This window comes from Limnohabitans radicicola (assembly GCF_014837235.1).
GTDB classification, from domain to species: Bacteria; Pseudomonadota; Gammaproteobacteria; order Burkholderiales; family Burkholderiaceae_C; genus Limnohabitans_A; species Limnohabitans_A radicicola.
Genome location: NZ_JACYFT010000002.1, coordinates 677,591 through 696,945 on the forward strand (window position 1 = coordinate 677,591; position 19,355 = coordinate 696,945).

The 19,355-nt window shown below is 59.7% G+C and carries 13 protein-coding genes; all 13 read left to right on the plus strand.

Annotated features, from left to right (window positions below; translation table 11 throughout):
- Positions 1-5: 5 nt before the first annotated feature.
- The 13 genes from IC609_RS10975 to IC609_RS11035 all read left to right on the plus strand — a co-directional run bounded on the left by IC609_RS10975 (position 6) and on the right by IC609_RS11035 (position 19,352).
- On the plus strand, positions 6-1,517 hold the full coding sequence (locus IC609_RS10975) for a TrbI/VirB10 family protein (RefSeq protein ID WP_225224162.1): 1,512 nt from the start codon (positions 6-8) through the stop codon (positions 1,515-1,517).
- Between the two features lie 11 nt (positions 1,518-1,528).
- A complete protein-coding gene (gene virB11, locus IC609_RS10980; protein WP_191819531.1) occupies positions 1,529-2,680 on the plus strand; it encodes a P-type DNA transfer ATPase VirB11 in 1,152 nt (383 codons plus the stop codon).
- A gap of 20 nt (positions 2,681-2,700) precedes the next feature.
- On the plus strand, positions 2,701-4,695 hold the full coding sequence (locus tag IC609_RS10985; protein WP_191819532.1) for a type IV secretory system conjugative DNA transfer family protein: 1,995 nt from the start codon (positions 2,701-2,703) through the stop codon (positions 4,693-4,695).
- On the plus strand, positions 4,682-5,068 hold the full coding sequence (locus IC609_RS10990) for a hypothetical protein (RefSeq protein ID WP_191819533.1): 387 nt from the start codon (positions 4,682-4,684) through the stop codon (positions 5,066-5,068). Before IC609_RS10985 ends, IC609_RS10990 begins: the two co-directional genes overlap by 14 nt.
- A 572-nt stretch (positions 5,069-5,640) precedes the next feature.
- A complete protein-coding gene (locus IC609_RS10995) occupies positions 5,641-10,305 on the plus strand; it encodes a zincin-like metallopeptidase domain-containing protein (RefSeq protein WP_225224123.1) in 4,665 nt (1,554 codons plus the stop codon).
- A 657-nt stretch (positions 10,306-10,962) separates the two neighbouring features.
- Positions 10,963-11,301 (plus strand): hypothetical protein, encoded by a 339-nt coding sequence (locus tag IC609_RS11000; protein ID WP_191819535.1) that lies wholly within the window; start codon positions 10,963-10,965, stop codon positions 11,299-11,301.
- Between the two features lie 77 nt (positions 11,302-11,378).
- Complete coding sequence (locus tag IC609_RS11005) at positions 11,379-12,809, plus strand: type II secretion system protein GspD (protein ID WP_191819536.1); 1,431 nt, start codon at positions 11,379-11,381, stop codon at positions 12,807-12,809.
- Positions 12,809-14,200, plus strand: a complete 1,392-nt coding sequence (locus IC609_RS11010; RefSeq protein ID WP_191819537.1) for a hypothetical protein — start codon at positions 12,809-12,811, stop codon at positions 14,198-14,200. Before IC609_RS11005 ends, IC609_RS11010 begins: the two co-directional genes overlap by 1 nt.
- Complete coding sequence (locus tag IC609_RS11015; protein WP_191819538.1) at positions 14,145-14,696, plus strand: hypothetical protein; 552 nt, start codon at positions 14,145-14,147, stop codon at positions 14,694-14,696. The genes IC609_RS11010 and IC609_RS11015 overlap by 56 nt, the downstream gene beginning before the upstream one ends.
- Before the next feature lie 46 nt (positions 14,697-14,742).
- Positions 14,743-16,542 (plus strand): GspE/PulE family protein, encoded by a 1,800-nt coding sequence (locus tag IC609_RS11020; protein ID WP_225224124.1) that lies wholly within the window; start codon positions 14,743-14,745, stop codon positions 16,540-16,542.
- The gene (locus IC609_RS11025) at positions 16,539-17,759 is read left to right on the plus strand and encodes a type II secretion system F family protein (RefSeq protein ID WP_191819540.1); all 1,221 of its coding nucleotides are present in this window, start codon (positions 16,539-16,541) and stop codon (positions 17,757-17,759) included. Before IC609_RS11020 ends, IC609_RS11025 begins: the two co-directional genes overlap by 4 nt.
- A 43-nt stretch (positions 17,760-17,802) precedes the next feature.
- A complete protein-coding gene (locus IC609_RS11030) occupies positions 17,803-18,504 on the plus strand; it encodes a prepilin-type N-terminal cleavage/methylation domain-containing protein (RefSeq protein ID WP_191819541.1) in 702 nt (233 codons plus the stop codon).
- A 5-nt stretch (positions 18,505-18,509) separates the two neighbouring features.
- Positions 18,510-19,352 carry a hypothetical protein gene (locus IC609_RS11035; RefSeq protein ID WP_191819542.1) on the plus strand — a complete coding sequence of 281 codons (843 nt, stop codon included), beginning with the start codon at positions 18,510-18,512 and terminating at the stop codon, positions 19,350-19,352.
- Positions 19,353-19,355 lie beyond the last annotated feature (3 nt).

Consider the following 19,355-nt stretch of genomic DNA (forward strand, 5'->3'; position numbering starts at 1 on the left):
GCAGTATGAACAGCTCTAGTTCCACCCCCAGTGAAATGGACAGCCCCGGGGTTGACCTCGACGCAGGCACTCAACCTGCGGACATAAATGCCATCGGAACAACCGCCAGCCGTTTCCCGCTGGGCAAGGTGTTGTTCTTCGTGGCGGTGTTGTTGCTGGTGCTGACTGGCCTCTTCTTTTTAGGCAAGTACTGGATCTTGGCCAAGTGGAACGAAAGCGCGGCCAGCGTGCGAAAGCCAGAGCAAAGTACTGCGCCATCTGAGGCAGCCGTGTCGCAAAACCGCCCTCGCCTTCCAGATGCCAATACGCCTCTTTCAGACTCCCCCTTGGCTGACAGTGGCTTCGCGGTGACGGGAGCTTCAAGAGCGACCAATGCCGGCACCGCAACACCATCGGGTGCGATTGACAGCAATGCGGGCGCTCGCGCAATGCCGTCGACTGCATGTACTACCAGCGCATTGGTCGATAAACGCAGCGGCCAAACCGTGCGCGACGCGCAAGGTCAAAGCGTGATGGTGGACTGCAATGGAAAAATTGTAGGCGGCAGCGCATCCATGAGCATTCCCCCACCAACAGCTGGCCAGTTCAGCCCTGGTGTACCTGCCTCCACGATCGTTGATCGCTATTCAGGGGACACGGCGTTAGGTTCCAGCCGAAAGGCCAATGCATCAACTGGTGCTGGTAGCGCATCCATGAGCATACCTCCGCCGCCAGTGTCTTCGGCTCAGCTTGAGGAGCGATTCAAGAACATTCTGGCCGCCAGCTCAGCCGGCAACAACAACAGCAATAACGCCAATCCCATCCTTGCGCAAGGTACTGCTGCCAATACACCGCCCAATGCGCAGGGGCGGATGGGGGGGCTTCTCACTTCCACGAGTACACCCAAGGCGCTGGCCTTGCGCACGTTCGACCCTAATTTGACGGTGCCCAAGGGGGATGCCGTCGACTGCAACATGACCACACGCGTCGTGACGGAAATATCTGGCTTTACCAGCTGCATTGTGTCCAACAACGTTTACAGCGCCAACGGAAAAGTGCTGCTTATAGAGCGCATGAGTGAAATCCAGGGTGAATACGCTGCTGTGGGCCAGCCCGGTCAGCGCCGGGTCTATGTATTGTGGTCGCGAATCCGCAAGCCCGGTGGTATCACCATTGATATCGATTCCCCCTCGACTGACACGCTGGGTGCGGCGGGCATTGAAGGCATCGTGGACAACCGTTGGTTTGAACGCATTGGCAGTGCCTACATGCTCTCCATCTTCAAGGATTTCTTGGCGGCACAGGCTGCAGGAACAGCGGGTGGAAGCTCTGGTGGCATCAATGCACCAGCAGGCACAGCCCTGTACCAGAACTCGATCAACACCAGCACCAGTTTGGCCGAAAAAGTTCTCTCTCAGAGCATCAACATCAAGCCTGTGGTTTATGCCCACCAAGGCGAGCGCGTTTCCATCTACGTCGCCAGAGATCTGGATTTCTCAGGCATCTATCAAGTCAAAACCACGGCGCAGCAGCCCTGAGAGCCGACATCATGCAATCCTTCACGCCCAGTTCATCGTCCGTGTTGCCTGGCAATGCAGCCGTCACCCAGCTCATGGAGCCCATTGACGCTATTTTGAGTCAGTTTCCAGGGGCCACCGAATTCATCATGAACCGGCCAGGTGAAGCCTTCATTGAGCAACAAGGCCGCTGGCACCGCATCGATGTGCCTCAGTTGACACTGCGCCGCTGCCTTGAGTTGGCCAACAGCGTGGCCATCTACGCACGCCAGGACATCAGCGAACGAGCCCCGCTACTTTCGGCCACATTGCCTGCTGGCCAGCGCATCCAGTTGGTCGTTCCACCCGCCGTGGAGATGGACAAGATCGTCATCTGCATCCGTATTCCTGGCTCCAGTGTTCGCCCGTTGGAAAGTTACGTCAGCGAGGGCGCCTTCAGTAAATTCATTTGGACGCCATCCAGCGAGTTGTCAGCTCTTTTGCCAGCCGAATCGGTTGCACTGCCGCTCACCACAAGGCATGACATCACGCACAAGTTGACGACGCTCGATAAGCAGTTGCTGGCGCACTTGCATGCGCGCGATTTGTCTGCTTTTCTGATTTCCGCAATTCGGGGCAAAAAGAACATTGCCGTGATCGGTGACACCGGCTCAGGAAAAACCACCCTCATGAAGGCCCTGTGTCAATTCATACCGGTGCACGAGCGCATCGTGACCATTGAGGATGTGCGCGAGTTGTTTTTGCCTCTGCACGCCAATATCTGCCACCTGCTCTATTCGAAAGGCTCCCAAGGTGTGGCCCAGGTCTCGCCAGCCGATTTGATCGGAGCGAGCATGCGCCTGAAGCCTGACCGCGTTTTGCTTGCCGAACTGCGAGGCAGCGAGGCCTTTGACTACCTCAAACTGATGACCGCCGGCCACAGCGGCTCCATCACCAGTTTCCACGCAGAAAGCTGTTCCCTGGCTGCCCAGCGTTATGTCTTCATGGCCAAAGAACATGCCGACGCAGCGATTTTTACGGACGAAGCGCTCAAGCGTTTGGTGGGCATGACGGTTGACATCACGGTGCACGTGACGGCTGAGCCCATTGAAGACGGCACCAGCGGCGACATCACGGGTGTAGAGCGATATGTCACTGAAGTGAGCTTTGATCCCACCGCCAAACGGGCTCTCTCTGCCGCGTGAACTGAAACCAGCACAGTGCCATGAGTACAGACAAAACAACCAACCGCACCGCGCAGCACACGGCCGCTGGCGTGCTGTTGATCGCACTGCTCGTTGTCTGGTTCTATGCCTGCATCTGGGTTCAGGTCTTGCTCACTCATGGCTCTACCTATCCTCTGAAGCCTCAGGACCTGGCGCAATTCTGGCAATTTTTTGCGCCAGAGCGGAGCTTTCTCAAGACCAAGGTGCTGACCGCATTTGCCATGACCGTGTTGTTTGTGGCTGCCCTCTTTGAGATCTACAAAGATCGGCGAACACTGCATGGCGATGCCCGCTGGGCGTCCATGCGAGAAATCAAGAACGCAGGCCTTCTGGCCACCTCGGGCATCATCATCGGCAAATTCGCAGGCAAATTCCTGGTGCTGGGCAGCCAGCTATTTGTGCTCTTGGCTGCACCCACCCGCGCGGGCAAAGGCGTGAGCATGGTCATACCCAACTTGCTCAACTGGATGGGCTCGCTCATCTGCATGGACACCAAGCTGGAGAACTGGAACACCACCAGTGCGTACCGTAAGCGGGTACTCAAACAGGAGGTTTACCTCTTCAACCCCTTCGCATCTGATCGCAAAACCCATCGCTGGAACCCCTTAGATGAGGTGCGCCGAGACCCCGTGCTCATGGGGGGCGATGTGCTGCAAATTGCCCAGATTTTCTATCCCGAGCGTGCGGGCGACAAAAACCCCTTCTTCACACAACAGGCGCAAAACCTGTTCTTCGGCCTGACGATGTTCTTGCTGGAGTCCAAGCACCCGCGCTGCAGCTTGTCAGAAGTTTTCCGCCAAGGTTCGGGCTATGACAAACCCCTGCGCGAACACCTGCTGGAGTTACTTGATACCCACCCTCAACTCAGTCGCCAATGTCGCGATGCACTCCATCGGTTCTTGTCCAACCCCGAGGAAACCTTCGGCAACATCAAAGCCAGCTTTGATGCGCCTCTCTTGATGTTTGCCAACCCCCTGGTGGACATGGCCACCTCTGGCAGCGATTTCAAGCTCTCCGATGTCCGTCGCAAGCGGATGTCGGTCTACTTTGGCATCACCCCAAATCGCCTGGTACAGGCCGAGCGGCTGATCAATCTGTTTTTTACTCAGGTGATTGCTCTCAACACCGAAGTCCTGCCGGAAAACGACAAAAGCCTGAAATACGAGTGTTTGCTGGTCAACGACGAGTTCACAGCCTTCGGTCGCATTGCCATCCTGATCAAGGCGGTTTCATTCATGGCTGGGTACGGATTGCGCCTGCTCACCATCGTGCAGAGCAAGTCCCAGCTGCAAGGCGACGGCTTGTACAGCGCACCTGATGCTCGCAATCTCATCGTCAACCATGACGTCAAGGTGGCTTTCACTCCCGGCGATGACCAGGAAGCCAAAGAAGTCTCGGAAATGCTGGGCACTTACACCAAGCGATCAACGTCAGTTTCCTCCAACCGGTCAACCAGCGTTCTGGTGGTTAATTCAGGTGGCAACTCCGGAGAAAGCACCTCTGATCAACGCCGGGCGTTGATGATGGCTCAAGAACTCAAGTACCTGTCGCTTGATCACGAAATCATCGACAAAAAGGGGCTGCGGCCCGTCCTGGCTGAGAAGATTTTTTACTTCAAAGACCCGGTTTTTGTGGACCGTTTGAAGATGGTCTCGCCATCACTGGCTGCGTTGGGGAGTGCCTTGCCCACTCGTGAACAGCTTGATCAAGCTCGCATTGATGGTGAACTGGCTGCACCCGTCGCACAGCTTCTCATTGACACGGCTGCTGCCAGCAAAGCGTCCGATGACTCCACAAATGCAGTTGAGGAAGCGACCACGGCATCGGCAGGGCAAGCGGTCAGTGACCCCTACGTCAAGGCAGCAGCCAACTATCTGGCCCGTGACCTGGCCGATTGGAGTGCGTTTTCCACAGGGCAAGAGGTCAAGGCCCACATTCTCAAGAAATTCTTTATGCAGGACTTTATGGGGGAGAGCCGTCATGTCTCCATTTGATTTCAAGAGCGAAGACGCAGCACAGGCCGCCTGGCGTGCGCAGGCGCACGCAGAGGCTACACAAAAACTGGCCCAAGCGCTGGCACAGCAAGAGGCCATTCGCCCAGCCACCAACGCATCGGAGTTTCAACTTAACCTGAGCCTGGTCATTGATCGACTGGCGCATGAGGAGCTGGCATTGATCGAGAATATGACTGGTATGGAGTTGCTGGAAAAACTGGCCGCCGCTCAGGCCGGTGAACCGGTTGATTTCACCCCTGCTCAGGCCCATGCCCTGGGGGCATTTCCAGAAGACGCCATCAGTGATGGCGATCTGGATGTCCCAGACGATGAAGGTTTTGGTCAGAGTGGCCAAAAAGGCGCTGAGTCATGAGCGACCCGTCCAGCATCAACATGGACCAAAGCAGCGCGCCCGGCCCGCTTACGCTTGAGCAGTCTTGGAATTTGGTCGATGAATTTTGCGAAATTTACCCGATGGCCTATGCTATCGATTTCAGAATCCGTGCAACCCAAGAGGAACTCTATGGACCAAACGCAACCCAGGCAAACGTTGGACGCATCTTTGGAGGATACGTACCAGCCACGCGTGGTGATCAGGAACGGAGTCCGCTTTATCGAGGACGATGTGATCTTGCCTATTCCAGCTTTCGTAACGAGGCCGATGCCAGACAGACACTTGTTCACGAAATTTTGGGACACTTCGGACTCAACACCCTCGAGCGATCAGAAAAAAGAGCCCTCCTAGAATCCATCAGCCTGTCCAGACACCAACCCGGTCTGGACGGGCTCTGGCTTGCCACTGCGAACATTTATGCAGATCAGTCCGATCTGCAAATCGCCGAAGAGCTTTACTGCGTACTGGTCGAGGCAAACCCGGCGCCGATACTCACTGCTTCCAGTCGCCCCGCCATTCTGGACAAGCTGGCCCAGCAAGGCCCGCAACTCTTGTTGCCAGATGACCTCAAGTCCATTACTGCCCACATTGCCACGGGCTTGCATGAGCGAACCCGCGACCAGGTCATTTTCCCGCAGGACCGCCGAGCGCAGTTTTCGCGCACCGCATCAGAAAATCCGCCCTTCCATGAAGTCGTTGCTTCAGAACTGATCCGCCAGATTGAAGCGGGCACTGCCCCCTGGCAAAAGCCTTGGAATGCAGACGGGGGCATTGGCGGGATGCCCATCAACCCCACAACGGGCAAGCGCTACAAAGGCATCAACGCCATTCACTTGTTGGCACAGGGGCACGCCGATCCACGCTGGCTCACGTACAAGCAAGCAGCCAGCTTGGATGCCCAGGTCAGAAAGGGGGAGCGCGGCACCTCCATCCAATACTGGAAATTCGAGGACACACGCACTAAAACCGATGACCTCGGCAGGCCCATCTTGGAGCCCGACGGAACACCAGTTCAAGAGCGCTACAAACTGGATAACCCCAAGGTCTTCTACGCCACAGTGTTCAATGCCGAGCAAATAGATGGCCTGGCCCCGCTGTTGAAACCTGAACTGAAGTGGGACCCGGTCGAACGCGCGGAGCAGATTCTGACCAACTCCGGCGCCCAAATTCAGCACGCGGCCGTGGACCGGGCGTACTACAGCCCCGCCCGAGATGAAATCCACCTGCCCCTGCAAGCCCAATTCCCAACAGCCGGTGCCTACTACGCCACGGCATTGCATGAGTTGGGGCACTGGACGGGCCATGAGAGCCGTCTGCAACGTGACCTCAACCATGCATTTGGCAGCGAAGGCTATGCGCGGGAAGAGCTGCGGGCAGAAATTGCCAGCATGATGCTATGTGCAGAGTTGGGGCTGCCGCATGACCCCAGCCAGCATGCCTCCTACGTGGCCAGTTGGGTCAGCGTCCTCAAGCAAGACCCTTTGGAGATTTTCCGGGCTGCGGCCGACGCAGAAAAAATCAATGCCCTGGCTTTGAGCTATGCACCTGCCCAGGCGCAGGAACTGAACCTCAGCGAAAGCATTGCCACGTCGGCGCCGACCCCCAACCTCTCCCCTGCCCCCATGGTGCAGCCCGAGTCTGCTGCGGCCATTGATCCAGCTCCCACCTCGGCTCCCGCCACCCACAAGGCGAATTCCATGCAATTTCAACCCCTGAGTGCTGACGATGTTCGTGACGCCCTGTCCTACATCTCTCCCAACCTGGCCCGCGACGACTGGGCGCGCATTGGCATGGCGCTCAAGTCCGAGTTTCCCAATGACATCGGCCTCGATCTTTTTGACCAATGGAGTGCATCGGGTGAAGGCTACGTCCGCAACGCCGTTCTTTCAACATGGCGCAGCATCCGAGCAGAGGGGGCCGTCAAGATCGGAACCTTGCTCAAACTGGCTCAAGAAAACGGGTTCAAACCTCGTCAAGACAGCGCCTGGCGAGCTCCAGTGGCGCCAACTATGGATGCAGCCACCCAAGCGGCGAAAGCAGCTGCTGCAGCGCAAGAGCAGCAAGAACGCCTGTCCCAGCAACAAAGTGCGGCATCTCAGGCCATGCAAATGTGGCAGAACGCACAACCGGAAGGCGAAGCTGCGTACCTGCAGCGCAAAGGTGTTGGCGCCCATGGCACCCGCACCAGCGCCAATGGCATCTTGCTGGTGCCCCTTGTAGATGAGCAGGGAACGCTGTGGAACGTGCAGCGCATCCTCCCCCAAAAACTGAACAACGGCACCGACAAATTGTTTCTCAAGGGGGGGCGCAAGAGCGGACTGTTCCACGTTATAGGGGACATGGGCAGCAATGCTCAGCAGCCCATCTTGTTTGCCGAAGGCTATGCCACCGCCGCCAGCTTGCACGAAGCCACAGGCTGGCCCACGGTGGTGTGCCTGGATGCGGGCAACCTGGTCAAGGTCGCCAAACAGTTTCGTCGCCAAAATCCGCAAGCCTTGATTGTGGTTGCCGGTGACGATGACTTGCAAACCCTGACCCAAAAGGGGGTCAACCCTGGCCGCGACAAAGCCACCCTCGCCGCCCAACAAGCCAGTGGCGCACTGGCATTCCCACAGAGGTTGGCACCGCAGAGTTCGGATTTCAACGATTTGGTGGCCCAGTATGGGCAAGAGGCCGGCCACTCGCTCATTCGCGCCAGCCTCCATGTCGGGCTGACGCAATATGCCGAAGGCGCACAACCTTGGGTCGAATTATCCGAAGGCCAGATACGGCAGGCCCAGGACGCGCTTGGCAGCCTGGAGCGCCAAGGCCTGGTCAGCGTCGCATCTAACCTCACACCTAACCGGGCACCTGAAACCACAGTTGAACCCACAGATGCCAGCCCGCAAGCACAGACATTCGACGCACCTCGACCAGGGGCGGTCGAGCAGCCACCGCTGCAAGCGAGCGAACCACCGCAAGACCTCTCCACGACTGTGTCTGTGCCTGCAGCCCCGCTGGGCGAAGGCATCCTTGCCATTTCAAAGCCAAACCCGGCCTCACAAAACCCTGAGACGACGAATCCTGCTGGAATCCCCCCTGAGCAATTTGGGCCTGCTTCAGTTACTCCCTCAGCAGTGCCCGGTTCTGCTGATGCACTCTCCGTTGTCGCCCCAGTTGTCCCACCAGCTGCCGCTGTGGCCCCCGCACCTCGGCCCGATCCGATCAATGACCTGAATCTGCAGGCACTGCAAGCCAAGCGGGCACGCGATGCCCAGCAAGTGCAGCAAGAAATGGGCCACGGGGCTCAGCCGCAAAACCAAGCGGGCGACACCGCCGTTGAACCCGGCCCCTTGCCGGGCATGAACAGCGTCAGCGGGACAGCGCCAGTCCAGGAGACAGGACAGGACACTCACCCGTACCAGGAGCTGCGCGCCCTGCGCGAGCGTCTGTCCAAAGAATTCCAATACGACGGCGCTGGCAAGTACTACTACCGACAAGGAAAGCAGGAGCTGGCCTTCGAGGACAAAGGCGGCAAATTTGACACCCCACACCACTCTCCCGAGATTGCTGCAGCAATTGCCCAGCTGGCCCACGCCAAAGGCTGGAAGCAGATGCATCTGTCGGGCACGCCCGAATTTCGCCGAGAAATGTGGCTGCAGGCATCGCTGATGGGCCTGAAGGTGATCGGTTACGAGCCCCAAGCCATTGACCATGTCCGCTTGGCTGAGCGTCGGCAATTGCTGGCCAAGGACCAGCCGCCCCAAGCCGCATCCAAGACAACCATTAACAGCGTTGCAGCCACTTTGGCGCCCAACCCCGAAGTTGGATCGGCATCAACCATGCCCACCCCGACTACCTTCCCCCCGACGCCATCCGCTCCAACGGTCAAGGCCACCCCAGCACCGGCCCTGCTCTCAGGCGCGGCAGCCAAGCAGCTCGATGCGCAATTGCGAGCTGTGCTGACCCAAAACGGGGCCAATGAGCCCCAGGCCATCGAAATGACGCTGGGCAAGCTGTATTCGCAGGTGCAGTCCCCCCGTGTCTACCTGGGACAACTGCTCGAGCACGGGGCCGCCCCTTACAAATTTGACCCCAAAGAACAGGACAGCTACTTCATCAAGCTGCAAAGCAAAAGCGGCGTCCAAACCGTTTGGGGGGTGGATTTGCCCAGAGCCTTGAACGAGATGTCTGCGAATGGCGAGAGCGCCATTGGACAAGACATCTTGCTGACATTCCAAGGCTTGAAGAAGGTGCAGGCCCTGTTGCCCCAGAAAGACGCATCAGGCCTTCCCGCTGGCGAGCAGTGGGAGCTTGTCGATCGGAACACCTGGTTTGTACAACCGGTCATGCAAGCCTATGCCCAAAGCCAGCATGAACTGGCCCAGATGCCGCCAGAAATACCTGCTGACTCTTTCCCCTCAGCTGATGCAAATCCAACAGTGACGGCAGATGCGGCATCAGCGGCTACACCAGAAGCGACCGCACAAACCGCACGTCCCGCGCCTCCCGCGCAGGCCATGAAAGCGGCGCCGCCGCCATCAGACAGGCTTCGTCATGCCTTGGCTCAGCTCAAGGTCGATCCGCTGCAAGCGGAGATCACGCTGGCATCCATGCAAAGCCTGTTCGCATCACCCAAGTTTCAAGTGGGCCGATTGCTTGAGCATGGCGAGGCACCACTGCGGTTTACCCAAGGGCAACCGCTCAGTTATTACATGAAGCTGGCAACTGAGCAGGGGCACGTACTGCTGTGGTCTGCTGATTTTCCTCGCGCCATGAACAACAACCCCGTCCATCACGGTCAAACCGTGGTGGTTGCTTACCGGGGCATTGAAGTGGTGGGTGATGGTCAAAACCAAGCACAGCCCCGCAACGATTGGCTGATCGCCCCACTGGAACAACTGCATGCTGACGCCCAGCAAGGCGTCGTGCAGCGTATGAGCAACGCCAAGGTCATGCCCGCCAGCCCAGCACCTCGCCCCAGCGCATCGCAAGAGCAGCAATCGTTGTACATCTTGCGCGAAGCCATGCGCCAGGCGGGGATTCCCCAGGAATTTGCGCTACCCACGCTCAAAGAAGCGCAGCGCCGGTTGGGCTCAGGGCCCGATACCACTCCCACGTCGCTTGGGCAGCCAGGGCTTGAAGCGGCACAAACCATGGCGACGCGCCCTAGCCCGAAATCCCCCCAACTTTCTGCAACCCCTTCGGTGTCCAGAAAAGTTGGCCCTTCCATCTGATTGGCAAAAGTCATGAAATCACTTTTCAGCAAAACCATTCCAGCTCTGGCTACATGTGCGTTGCTTGCCGCTTGCGCCAGCGGGAGTCCAAAACCCGACGCAGCGCAAGGCGAAATCCGCCAAGCAAACACGCAAGCCGAGGCCCTAACCGAACTCATTGAAATCACGCGTTCAGGACTGCCCCGGCGCTTTACTGCCCAGAAAGAAGCCGACATCAGGTCTGTCATGCGCGAATGGACAAAAGCGGCGGGCATGAGCCTGGACTGGCAAAGTACACAGCGCCCAAGCACCTCAGGCGGCATTGATGAAAGCGACATCAGAGCCGCTTTGATGGCACTTGCAACCCAATTTCGAAGCGATCAAGCGTCGCTCGTCATCGAGTTTGCGGCGCCCAAGTTGCTGCGCGTGAGCGATGTGCAAAGGTCCGATCAAAGCTGCGCCCTGGTGCCCTCTGGTGCTATTGCTCTGGGGCGCTATTGCATGCCCTTGCCAGCGCAGACCAGTGGCGCTCAAGAGTCGCCCTCTTCTTCAACCCCTGCAACCACGCCACCAACGGCTGCGGTTGCATACCCAATCACTTCGAGCTCTGCGGGTGGTGCACCACCGACATCGACGCCATCGGCAAGTGCATCTAAAGAATTGCACCCTCTGGCCACGATGCCCTCACGCAGCGCCTTTGTGCCCGCTGGCCCGGCCAGCCCCCACCAACGGCTCGCCATCGAATCAGGCCAACGCCTGAGTGTGGCCCTGGGGGCGTGGCTATCGGGTCAAGGCATAGAGCTGGTCTGGGACGTTAGCGCCAGTGGCGAGCGAATCCGCGATATCGAAATGATCTCAGCTTGGGCCTCTCCCAGCCCCGACGTCGAACAAACCCTGGCCCACCTCCTGCCTCCATTCGGTCTGCGCGCATTGGTGCAGGCCAGCCCACGCACCGTGATCGTGCGGGCAGCCACAGGCAGCACCAGCAAAGACACCACAGGAGTTAACAGCAAATGATCACTTTTCGCAAACCCGCCGTACTGACCACAACACTCCTGGCATCTCTTTTGAGCGGCTGCATGACACCTGGCCGCATGAGCGATCAGGTTGACACCCGCGCACGCGCAGCTGCTCAGTCTGCCGAGCCCGTCATGCGCGTGAGCGCTCCGCTGGGCAAAGTCGTTGATGTGCTGGATACCAAACGGCAAGTCAGCCTGGACCTGGTGAACGCCAATGCGCACGAAACCATCAAGGCCCTGGCCCACAAGGCGGGGTATTCGGTGCAAGTGCTCCAAGGGGTGAACACTGGGGCCAATGTGACGCTCTCGATCACGGCAAGCTCGCCGCTGGCCGCCGTGCGCCAGGTCGCCTGGATGGCAGGCCTGGTGGCCGTGCTCAATGTTCAAGACAAGACAGTCACCTTGGCGCAAGAGGCGACGGTGACCTACAGAATTCCGGCCGAGGACATCAAAAAGGGCGTGAGCACCGCCTTCAGCTTTGGTGGCAGTCCCTTGGGCGCCTCGGGCAGCTCGGCAGGTGGCGCAGCAGCATCAGGCGGAGGCCAGAGTTTCTCTCCGGTCAAAAGCGACTTTACTGTCACCGGTGGTTATGGTGGCAGCGCCCCCACTGTGTTCCACACCTACCTGCAAGCGCTCGCTGGCTCCAATGCCCGGGTGCAACTGTTTTTGGATGCGGGCTTGGTGACCGTGCGCGGAAACAGTACCGCGCTCAAGCGCGTGCACGATTTCCTGGCCAAGTGGGATGTGGAGGCGCGCCGACAAATTGAGGTAAACGCTCGCGTCGTCGAGGTCAGCCTGACCGACGAGATGCGCCACGGAATCAGCTGGGATCGCGTCATTGGCAGCAATGGCAGCCTCAAGTACGGCATCAGCCAGTCCAATGCTTCGAGCGCTCTGGCGGCCACACTGACTTTCAAGGCAGCCAGCGCCACCACCGTGATCGAGGCGCTGGAAGCCCTCACCCAGGTCGAAGTGACCTCCACCCCCCACCTGACCATTCAGAACAACAGCGCAGGTGTCATGTTCGAGGGCACGCAAAAGCCGTACATGCCCACCGTGACCCAATCGGTGACGAGCACGGGCACCGGGGCCAACACCTCGGTGTCTGGCACTGGCGCACATGCCAGCGACGGTATCCAGTTGTCGGTGCACGCCTCCATCCTCGACGATGAGCAAGCCGTCCTGACCGTCATGCCCACCAGCGTGACGCTGGGGGACCTGGTCTCCTTTTTGGACGACCGGGTCAAGATGTACGAGCAGACCGTGCGCACCTCTGGCCAGCGCATCTCCATCCGCTCCGATGAGACGGTGGTCATCAGCTCCAACCGCTACGTCAAGGCCACCGGAAAAACCAGCGGACTGCCTGGCGTGGTGAGCCTGCCTTGGGTGGGCAAGGCCACCGGCTCAAATGCCCAGATGCAGGCGAACCGGCAGACGCTGCTGCTGCTTAACGCACGCATATTGCCCGCCCAGCCCAGCAACATCATCTATGCGGAGTCGCTGTGATGCGCAAGCTCGCGACACACCTCTCCAAGCGCCTGGCCAAGCCTCTGGGCATGGGCAAGCATGAGGCCCAGGGGGATACCCCCAGGGATGAGGACGTTGCACACAATGCCTCAACAGCTGGCCTATATTTGTTAGGCGGTCTGGGCGATAGTCGGCAGATGTACTCGCTGGACGAGCACTGGCGGGTGCAAAGCCACCGCAAAGTCGATCCAGGCAGCGCAAAAGGAATGGTCATTGCCGCCGACCCCGCCTTGGACCTGGCTCGGCGCATCGACAACACCTTCTCCGAGCGCGCACAGCTCTCGGAGTTTGCCAGCGACGCGGGCGAGCCGCTGCTGTCCGTCAAAACGAAAGCAAGCTCCAGTTTCAAGCAGCTGTTTGCGCGCAAGTCGCCGACGATCGACGATGAGGGCGAAACCCTCACGGCCGCGCAGGCTATTGAGAGCCGTGGCTGGTGGCTGTGTACCCCTGTAGAGCGACTCAAGAGCCTGCCCAGCGCCACCCGCGTCTCGCCCGTCGCATCCACTTTGCTCAAGCTGCTGCAAGCGCACAGCAAAGACTCAGGTCAGCAAATGGACAGTGCAGCGACGGTGGTAGCTCTAGTGTTCCCGGGCGCCCCACAGGTCACGGATTACCAAATCGTGGTGTTGGCCACGTTCACAACAGCCGGGCACCTTGAAGGACTGGACTTTGTGCCCGGCAGCGGTCTGAGCGTGCAGCAAGTGATCAGCAACTATGTCTCCTTGCGCAAGCTCAACGCCGACGGCGTGTGGCCACAAGAGCAGCTGATCTTGGCCAGCAGCGAAGATGCGCAAGTCAAGAAGTGGCTGGCAGGCGCCACGACCTACCCCAGACATCAAATGATCCTGGGAATGCCTGTTCAACAGGCAGCCCGCCTGGGGACCGCGGTCAGCGCGGCCGCACTGGCTGCGACGCTGGCTTACAGCGGCTGGAGTCACTGGCAACTCTCGCAGCTTCGCTCGGCCATGGCAGATGCGCAAGCCCAGCAGGTGCGCTCCCGCACCCAGGCTGTGGCAGCAGTGCGTGAACACAGCCTGGGCCATGTCCTGCTCCACAGCGGCCTGGACAGCGAACGGGCCATCGATCTGGCTGTGCAGGCCTGGCAACCCGGCACCCTCATCGAGATGGTGGCCAGCCGTGAGCGCGTGAGCCTTACAGCCACAGCGCCATTGGGCCAGAGCGAGGGTGCCGAGGACAGCGCCACCACGCCCGACGTTTCAGCGGCAGCCGCCCTGGTCAGCGCAGCCGCCCCCAAGGGCTGCACAGCCGCGCCCACACAAGTCAACGCAAGCATGCGCCAAATGGTCATCACCTATGAATGCACTCTACAAAATCCTGAGCTTGAGCGCCTGCGCGCTGCTGGCTTTTAAATTGCACACTTGGCCCACGCACCAGGCGTACGCTCGCGCCAAGGTCGAGCTGGCCCAGATGCGCAGCGAGTCGCTCAACGCCCAGCGAATGCTCGAGTTCGCCCAATCGTTGCCTTCGCATCCTGTGCACCTGCTTGGACCTGATCGCGCGCTCTCTGATGCGCTTGATGTGGTGTATGCCCAGGCCAGCAACCACGGCATCAAGATCGCCCAGGTGATCGCCAGGGATGTGCCCATCACACAGCAGGTGTTTGCGACGCAAAGCCTGCGCAAAGAGGATGCGGCCACCAGCACCCTGAGCCAAAAGTTGCTGGTCAAGGCCACTTACATCGATCTGCTGGGGCTGCGCAGGTACTTGAAAGAGGTTCTGTCCGTTGACAAGGGCCTGGTCATTCATGACCTCTCGATCAAGGGCGACGCCGTCGAGTTGGGGCTGAGCATTCACTCAGCCCAGGCAGACAGCCCCACGAACACCCACATCAGTGGTGCGCGCTGATCACAAAGATTGTTTTCCCATGACTGCCTCAACAGCCCCAACAGCGATGACCACCGATCTGACCATGCCAGCAGCCTCTACGCCCCTGGTGCAGGCACTGGTTGATGCAGGCGTCACCCGCGCCCAGATTGAAATCACGCTGCAGCGACGCGCCCTGACTCACGAATCGCTGACCGACATCATGCGCCCCGGTCAGTATGGGTTTCTCACCCCAGAAAAGCTGGCCCGCGCGCAAGCGAGCACCGCTGCCCTCGACTACTTTGCACCGTCTGCCATCGAATCAATCGATGCCGCCTCCATCTCCCAGTCGCTTCGCGCTGCTGCAATCCTTATCGACCGCCAGGAAACGTTGCTACCCGTGGCCGTGCGGGGCCAGCGGCTAACACTGGCCTGCGCTGACCCCCAGCACGTCTTTCGTGCCACGGCACTGTACCCCGGCTACACCTTTGAGTTTGTGATCTGCTCGGAGCGCACCTTGCAGTCCATCTACAGGCGCTTTTACAGCCGCTCGGGCCAGCAAGCACTGCAGCAGTACGAGCTGCTCCAAAAAACCGCCCCCTCAGACCCCGACGCCGAAACTGCCCTGCGTGAATTCATCATGCGCGTCATTCGCCACGGCTGCTACATCGGCGCAAGCGATATCGCATTCGCCCCAATGGCGGACGCAGCCGCAGGCGGTGGTGGCGTGGTCCGCTACAAGATTGGGGGGGTGGGCACCATCATGACGTATCTGCAAGGGGACATCTGGACGCGGGTGTGCACCTTTTTGATCAACACGGCAGGCGTCACAGAGCAAATTAAGACAGCGCCGGTGGACACCCGATTTGCCTGGACAGACAACGATCACCGCCAGCACCCGGACATCACCAAACGCTATGGGCTGCGCGTGGTGATGGCGCTGCGCTCCAAAAACGCGATTGCCTCAATGCTTTGCGTGATGCGAATTTTGGACCAGCAGGCCGACGCAGCCGAGCTCGACACACTGGATTTTGACGACGACACACGCGAGTACCTGCGCACCGTCACCAGCCGGGCCACAGGGCTGTTTTTGGTGACCGGCCCCACGGGTTCTGGCAAAACCACCACGCTGTATGCCTTGCTGCAGGAGATCGACCCAGTGACGCGCTGGATTGACTCGATTGAGAATCCCATCGAATACCAGCGCGGTCTGTGGATGCAGATGCAAACCGACGCAGCAGCGGCTGCCGAAGGCGACGGAGCCCACGCGCTGCTCAAGGCGCTGCTACGGGCGGCGCCCGATGTGCTGCTGTTTGGCGAGATCCGCAAGCAAGACAGTGCCACGGAACTTGTAGACGCGGCCAACACCGGACACCTCGTTTTTTCAACGTTCCACACCAACAATGCCGCCCTGGCCATCTCTCGCATGCGCGGCTTTGGTCTGGACATGACAGCGGTGGCATCCTTGCTGCATGGCATCCAGGCCCAGCGCCTGGTGCGCTTGCTGTGCACGCATTGCGCCGTTCCTGACGACTCGGCAAAGACCCTGGACAGTTTGGCAAGGTGGGGCATTATTGAACGCCATGAGGACGGCTCGGGCACCTACCTCGGCCAGGCCTGCAAGACTCGGCGAGCAGTGGGCTGCGCCGAATGCGCATACACCGGGTTCAAGGGCCGCAAGATGGTCTATGAGCTGCTCAAAATGACCCCCAAGGTGCGTGAGCTGATCGAGTCGAATGCCGCGCCGGCCCAGATTGCAGCCTGCATTCCTCGGGACCAGACCCTGGTGGGCAACGGCTTGCGCCTGGTCGCACGGGGCCTGACCGATTTTCGTGAAATCGAACGTCTGGACGGCGTCATGGATGCGGACACTGAGGGCGGCGCATGATCGAGCTGACCTACGCATTCACAGCCCTGCCAGCCAATGCCGGGCCTGCCACTCGGCGGGTGTCGGCCTTGGTCAAAGCCACTAGCCGCATAGCTGCTGCTGGCAAGATCCGCCGCATGGGGCTGACCAAGCCCCGCATCGAGTTGGCCTTGGGACAGACGCTGCAAGACGGTGCGGGACTGCTGTCGCCTCCTAAAGACTTCGATTTGCGCGAGAAATCGCGTCTCTTTGACACCATCGGCAGACGGTTGCAGCGTGGCGGGGGCATCATCCAAGCGCTGGAGTCTGCCGTGGACTACTTGAGCGATGGGCGCCTCAAATCGGCCGTAGCCCTGACCAACGCGCAGATCCAGCTGGGCCAGGATGTGGGACAAGCCATGCGAACGGCGGGCTTCAATGTGCGTGACTGCATGGTGATCCAGGCGCTGGGTGAATCGGGCGCCATGCACAAGGCGTTCACGGATTTGGCCGCCGATGCCAAAACCCGTCTGGCCAGGGCTCGGTCTTTGGAGTCGGCGCTGCGCATGCCCGCGATCATGCTGGTGGCCCTGTATTTGATGATTCCGGCATTTCTTTTGGGTCTAGCCCCAAAAATCGCAGTCTTCTTTGCACGCCTGGACACCAAGTTTTCTTTGCCGGACTCTGTCACGGCCATCTACGCGCTCTCGGCCTGGGCCGTCAAAAACATCAGCGCATACGCAGTGCTTTGGACAGTGCTGGGGATTGCGGCGCTTGCACTGGCGCGCTCGTCGCTGTGGTCCAGCCTGGCCATGCGCATCGATTTTGTGCGCGATTTGGTGCAAAAGCGCGAGCATGCGGCGCTTTGGTCGGCTTACAGCGTGATGTATGCCGCAGGCATACCCCCCATGGACGCACTCGATGTGCTGGCGGACACCACGACCTTGCCGCAGACGCGTCAGGCACTCACACGCATGGCCAAGCGCATCCGTGGTGGCGCAACAGAGGTGGCCGCCATCGCAGCGAGCACCCTACCTGAATTTGTCCTGAGCGGCTACAAGGCCGCCTCTGAAAGCGGATCGACGAGCGAGGGGCTGGCGATCTTTGCTTCGATGCTCGATGAGGACGCCCAAATCATGACCGAAAGAGCCAAAGCCGCCTTGGAAGTGGGCTCCATGGTCTTGATGGCCGCGATCGTGCTCCTGACCGGGTACATCGTCTACTACCCGATTGCAGGGCCAATGCTGCAGTCACTTTGATTTCGCCACCAACTCAACATTTCTTTCACAACAGGAGTTAACCATGAAAGACACGAACACGAACACCAACGACGGCACTAACAGTGTCGATCTGTCCGCCCAGAGCTCTCAGAGCGCTCTGGCGAACCCTGCGAACAGTCCGCAAGCCCATCGCAAACTGGCCAAAGAAATTTGCCAGCGCGGCATGACCTTGATTGAAATCATGGTGGTGATTGCCGTTCTGGGCATTTTGGCGGGGGTATTCATGGCGAATTACTCCGGCGACAAGTCCAAAGCTACACGCCTGCTGACCAACATGAAGACCCTCTCAGACGCGACCAACCGAGCCAAGATGGACATGGGTGGCATCCCCAACCGCCTGTCCGTGCTGTGGAACCGCACAGACGCCACCGCTGGGAACATGTTCAATGGCATTGCCGCCACAACGAGCTGGTCAGGCCCCTACATGGAGCGCCAGCCCGTGGACGCCTCCAACAACATCCAGGAGCAGGCGATCAGCGATGCCACCACCATCACGATTGCCCGCGAAGCGGCCAGCGCCACCAACGGCGGCAACTTCACCTGGGTGTACTACCTGCGCGCGACCAACGTCCCGAACGCCATCATCACCGAGTACATCAAATCTTGTGCCAATACCGATGTGGTGGCCAATGCGACCTTTGCGAACGGCAAATGCCGCGCCACCCCAGGCACAGGCGCGACCGAAGTGGGCACGGTGGACTTCAAGATCGCCGACAGCCGCTAAAGCCCATGCACCATCTGCGCATCAACCAACGACAGGCTGCCCCTGCAGGTCAAAGGGGACAAGCGGCTGTGCTGGTATTGGTGATTTTTTTGACGGCCAGTGCCGCTCTGACGGCCGTGGGCACCACGTCCCACACCGATTCGGCGGGCCGCACCCAGATGATCACCGGTCAAATCAACGCCACCTTGGGCGAGCTCACACTCTGGTATGAGCGCACCGGATTTGCCAGTCTGGGGACGAGCACGCCCAACGAGAGCGCCCTGAGGGGTATGTTGTCGATGCGCCACCCGTCGCTGCGCATGGCCATCTCAACCCCCATCGTGCGCTCGGGCTGCACCGGCGTCATGGACTGCGAGCCCAGCAGGCAAATCCTGGTGTGGTATCCGGCCACGAACCCTCAACCCACAGCCAACCTGGTCAACGGATTGCCCATGTATGAGATCGGTGGGGATGCGCTGTGGCGGCTCTACGACGCCCGTGCGCTCACGCAGCAACGCATGGCCACTGGCTACCAGCAGATGCTGGCCGCTGGCCGTGCGATCACAGCCTGGGCAAGTGCGCAGCGCCAGGCTTCAGTCATGAGCACGGAGGTCAATTTTTTGCGCTCAAGCGCGTGCAGCAACTCTGGCCCCGCCTTGCCCTGCGTGGACACCTGGAGCCCCATGACAAGCATTGCGCAGGCCATGGCCGCTTCAGGGCTTTCTGTGCTCGATGTCACCGCGCCTTGGGGCGCGGTCGTGGAGATCAGCAACGCCTCTGGCGTGGCCTCTCAGGTATTGCCCTACAGCTTGGCCATGCGACTGCGCACACCCTCAGGCGCCTACCTGACCTACAGCACAGGCCAGTGATGC

Excerpts from the sequence above, each read along its gene's own strand:
- virB11 (WP_191819531.1), top strand. The coding sequence starts at position 1,529 with ATGCAATCCTTCACGCCCAGTTCATCGTCCGTGTTGCCTGGCAATGCA.
- IC609_RS11000 (WP_191819535.1), top strand. The coding sequence starts at position 10,963 with ATGCCCTCACGCAGCGCCTTTGTGCCCGCTGGCCCGGCCAGCCCCCAC.
- IC609_RS11010 (WP_191819537.1), top strand. The coding sequence starts at position 12,809 with ATGCGCAAGCTCGCGACACACCTCTCCAAGCGCCTGGCCAAGCCTCTG.
- IC609_RS11035 (WP_191819542.1), top strand. The coding sequence starts at position 18,510 with ATGCACCATCTGCGCATCAACCAACGACAGGCTGCCCCTGCAGGTCAA.
- IC609_RS10990 (WP_191819533.1), top strand. The coding sequence starts at position 4,682 with ATGTCTCCATTTGATTTCAAGAGCGAAGACGCAGCACAGGCCGCCTGG.
- IC609_RS11005 (WP_191819536.1), top strand. The coding sequence starts at position 11,379 with ATGAGCGATCAGGTTGACACCCGCGCACGCGCAGCTGCTCAGTCTGCC.
- IC609_RS11030 (WP_191819541.1), top strand. The coding sequence starts at position 17,803 with ATGAAAGACACGAACACGAACACCAACGACGGCACTAACAGTGTCGAT.
- IC609_RS11015 (WP_191819538.1), top strand. The coding sequence starts at position 14,145 with ATGAATGCACTCTACAAAATCCTGAGCTTGAGCGCCTGCGCGCTGCTG.
- IC609_RS10975 (WP_225224162.1), top strand. The coding sequence starts at position 6 with ATGAACAGCTCTAGTTCCACCCCCAGTGAAATGGACAGCCCCGGGGTT.
- IC609_RS11025 (WP_191819540.1), top strand. The coding sequence starts at position 16,539 with ATGATCGAGCTGACCTACGCATTCACAGCCCTGCCAGCCAATGCCGGG.
- IC609_RS10985 (WP_191819532.1), top strand. The coding sequence starts at position 2,701 with ATGAGTACAGACAAAACAACCAACCGCACCGCGCAGCACACGGCCGCT.
- IC609_RS11020 (WP_225224124.1), top strand. The coding sequence starts at position 14,743 with ATGACCACCGATCTGACCATGCCAGCAGCCTCTACGCCCCTGGTGCAG.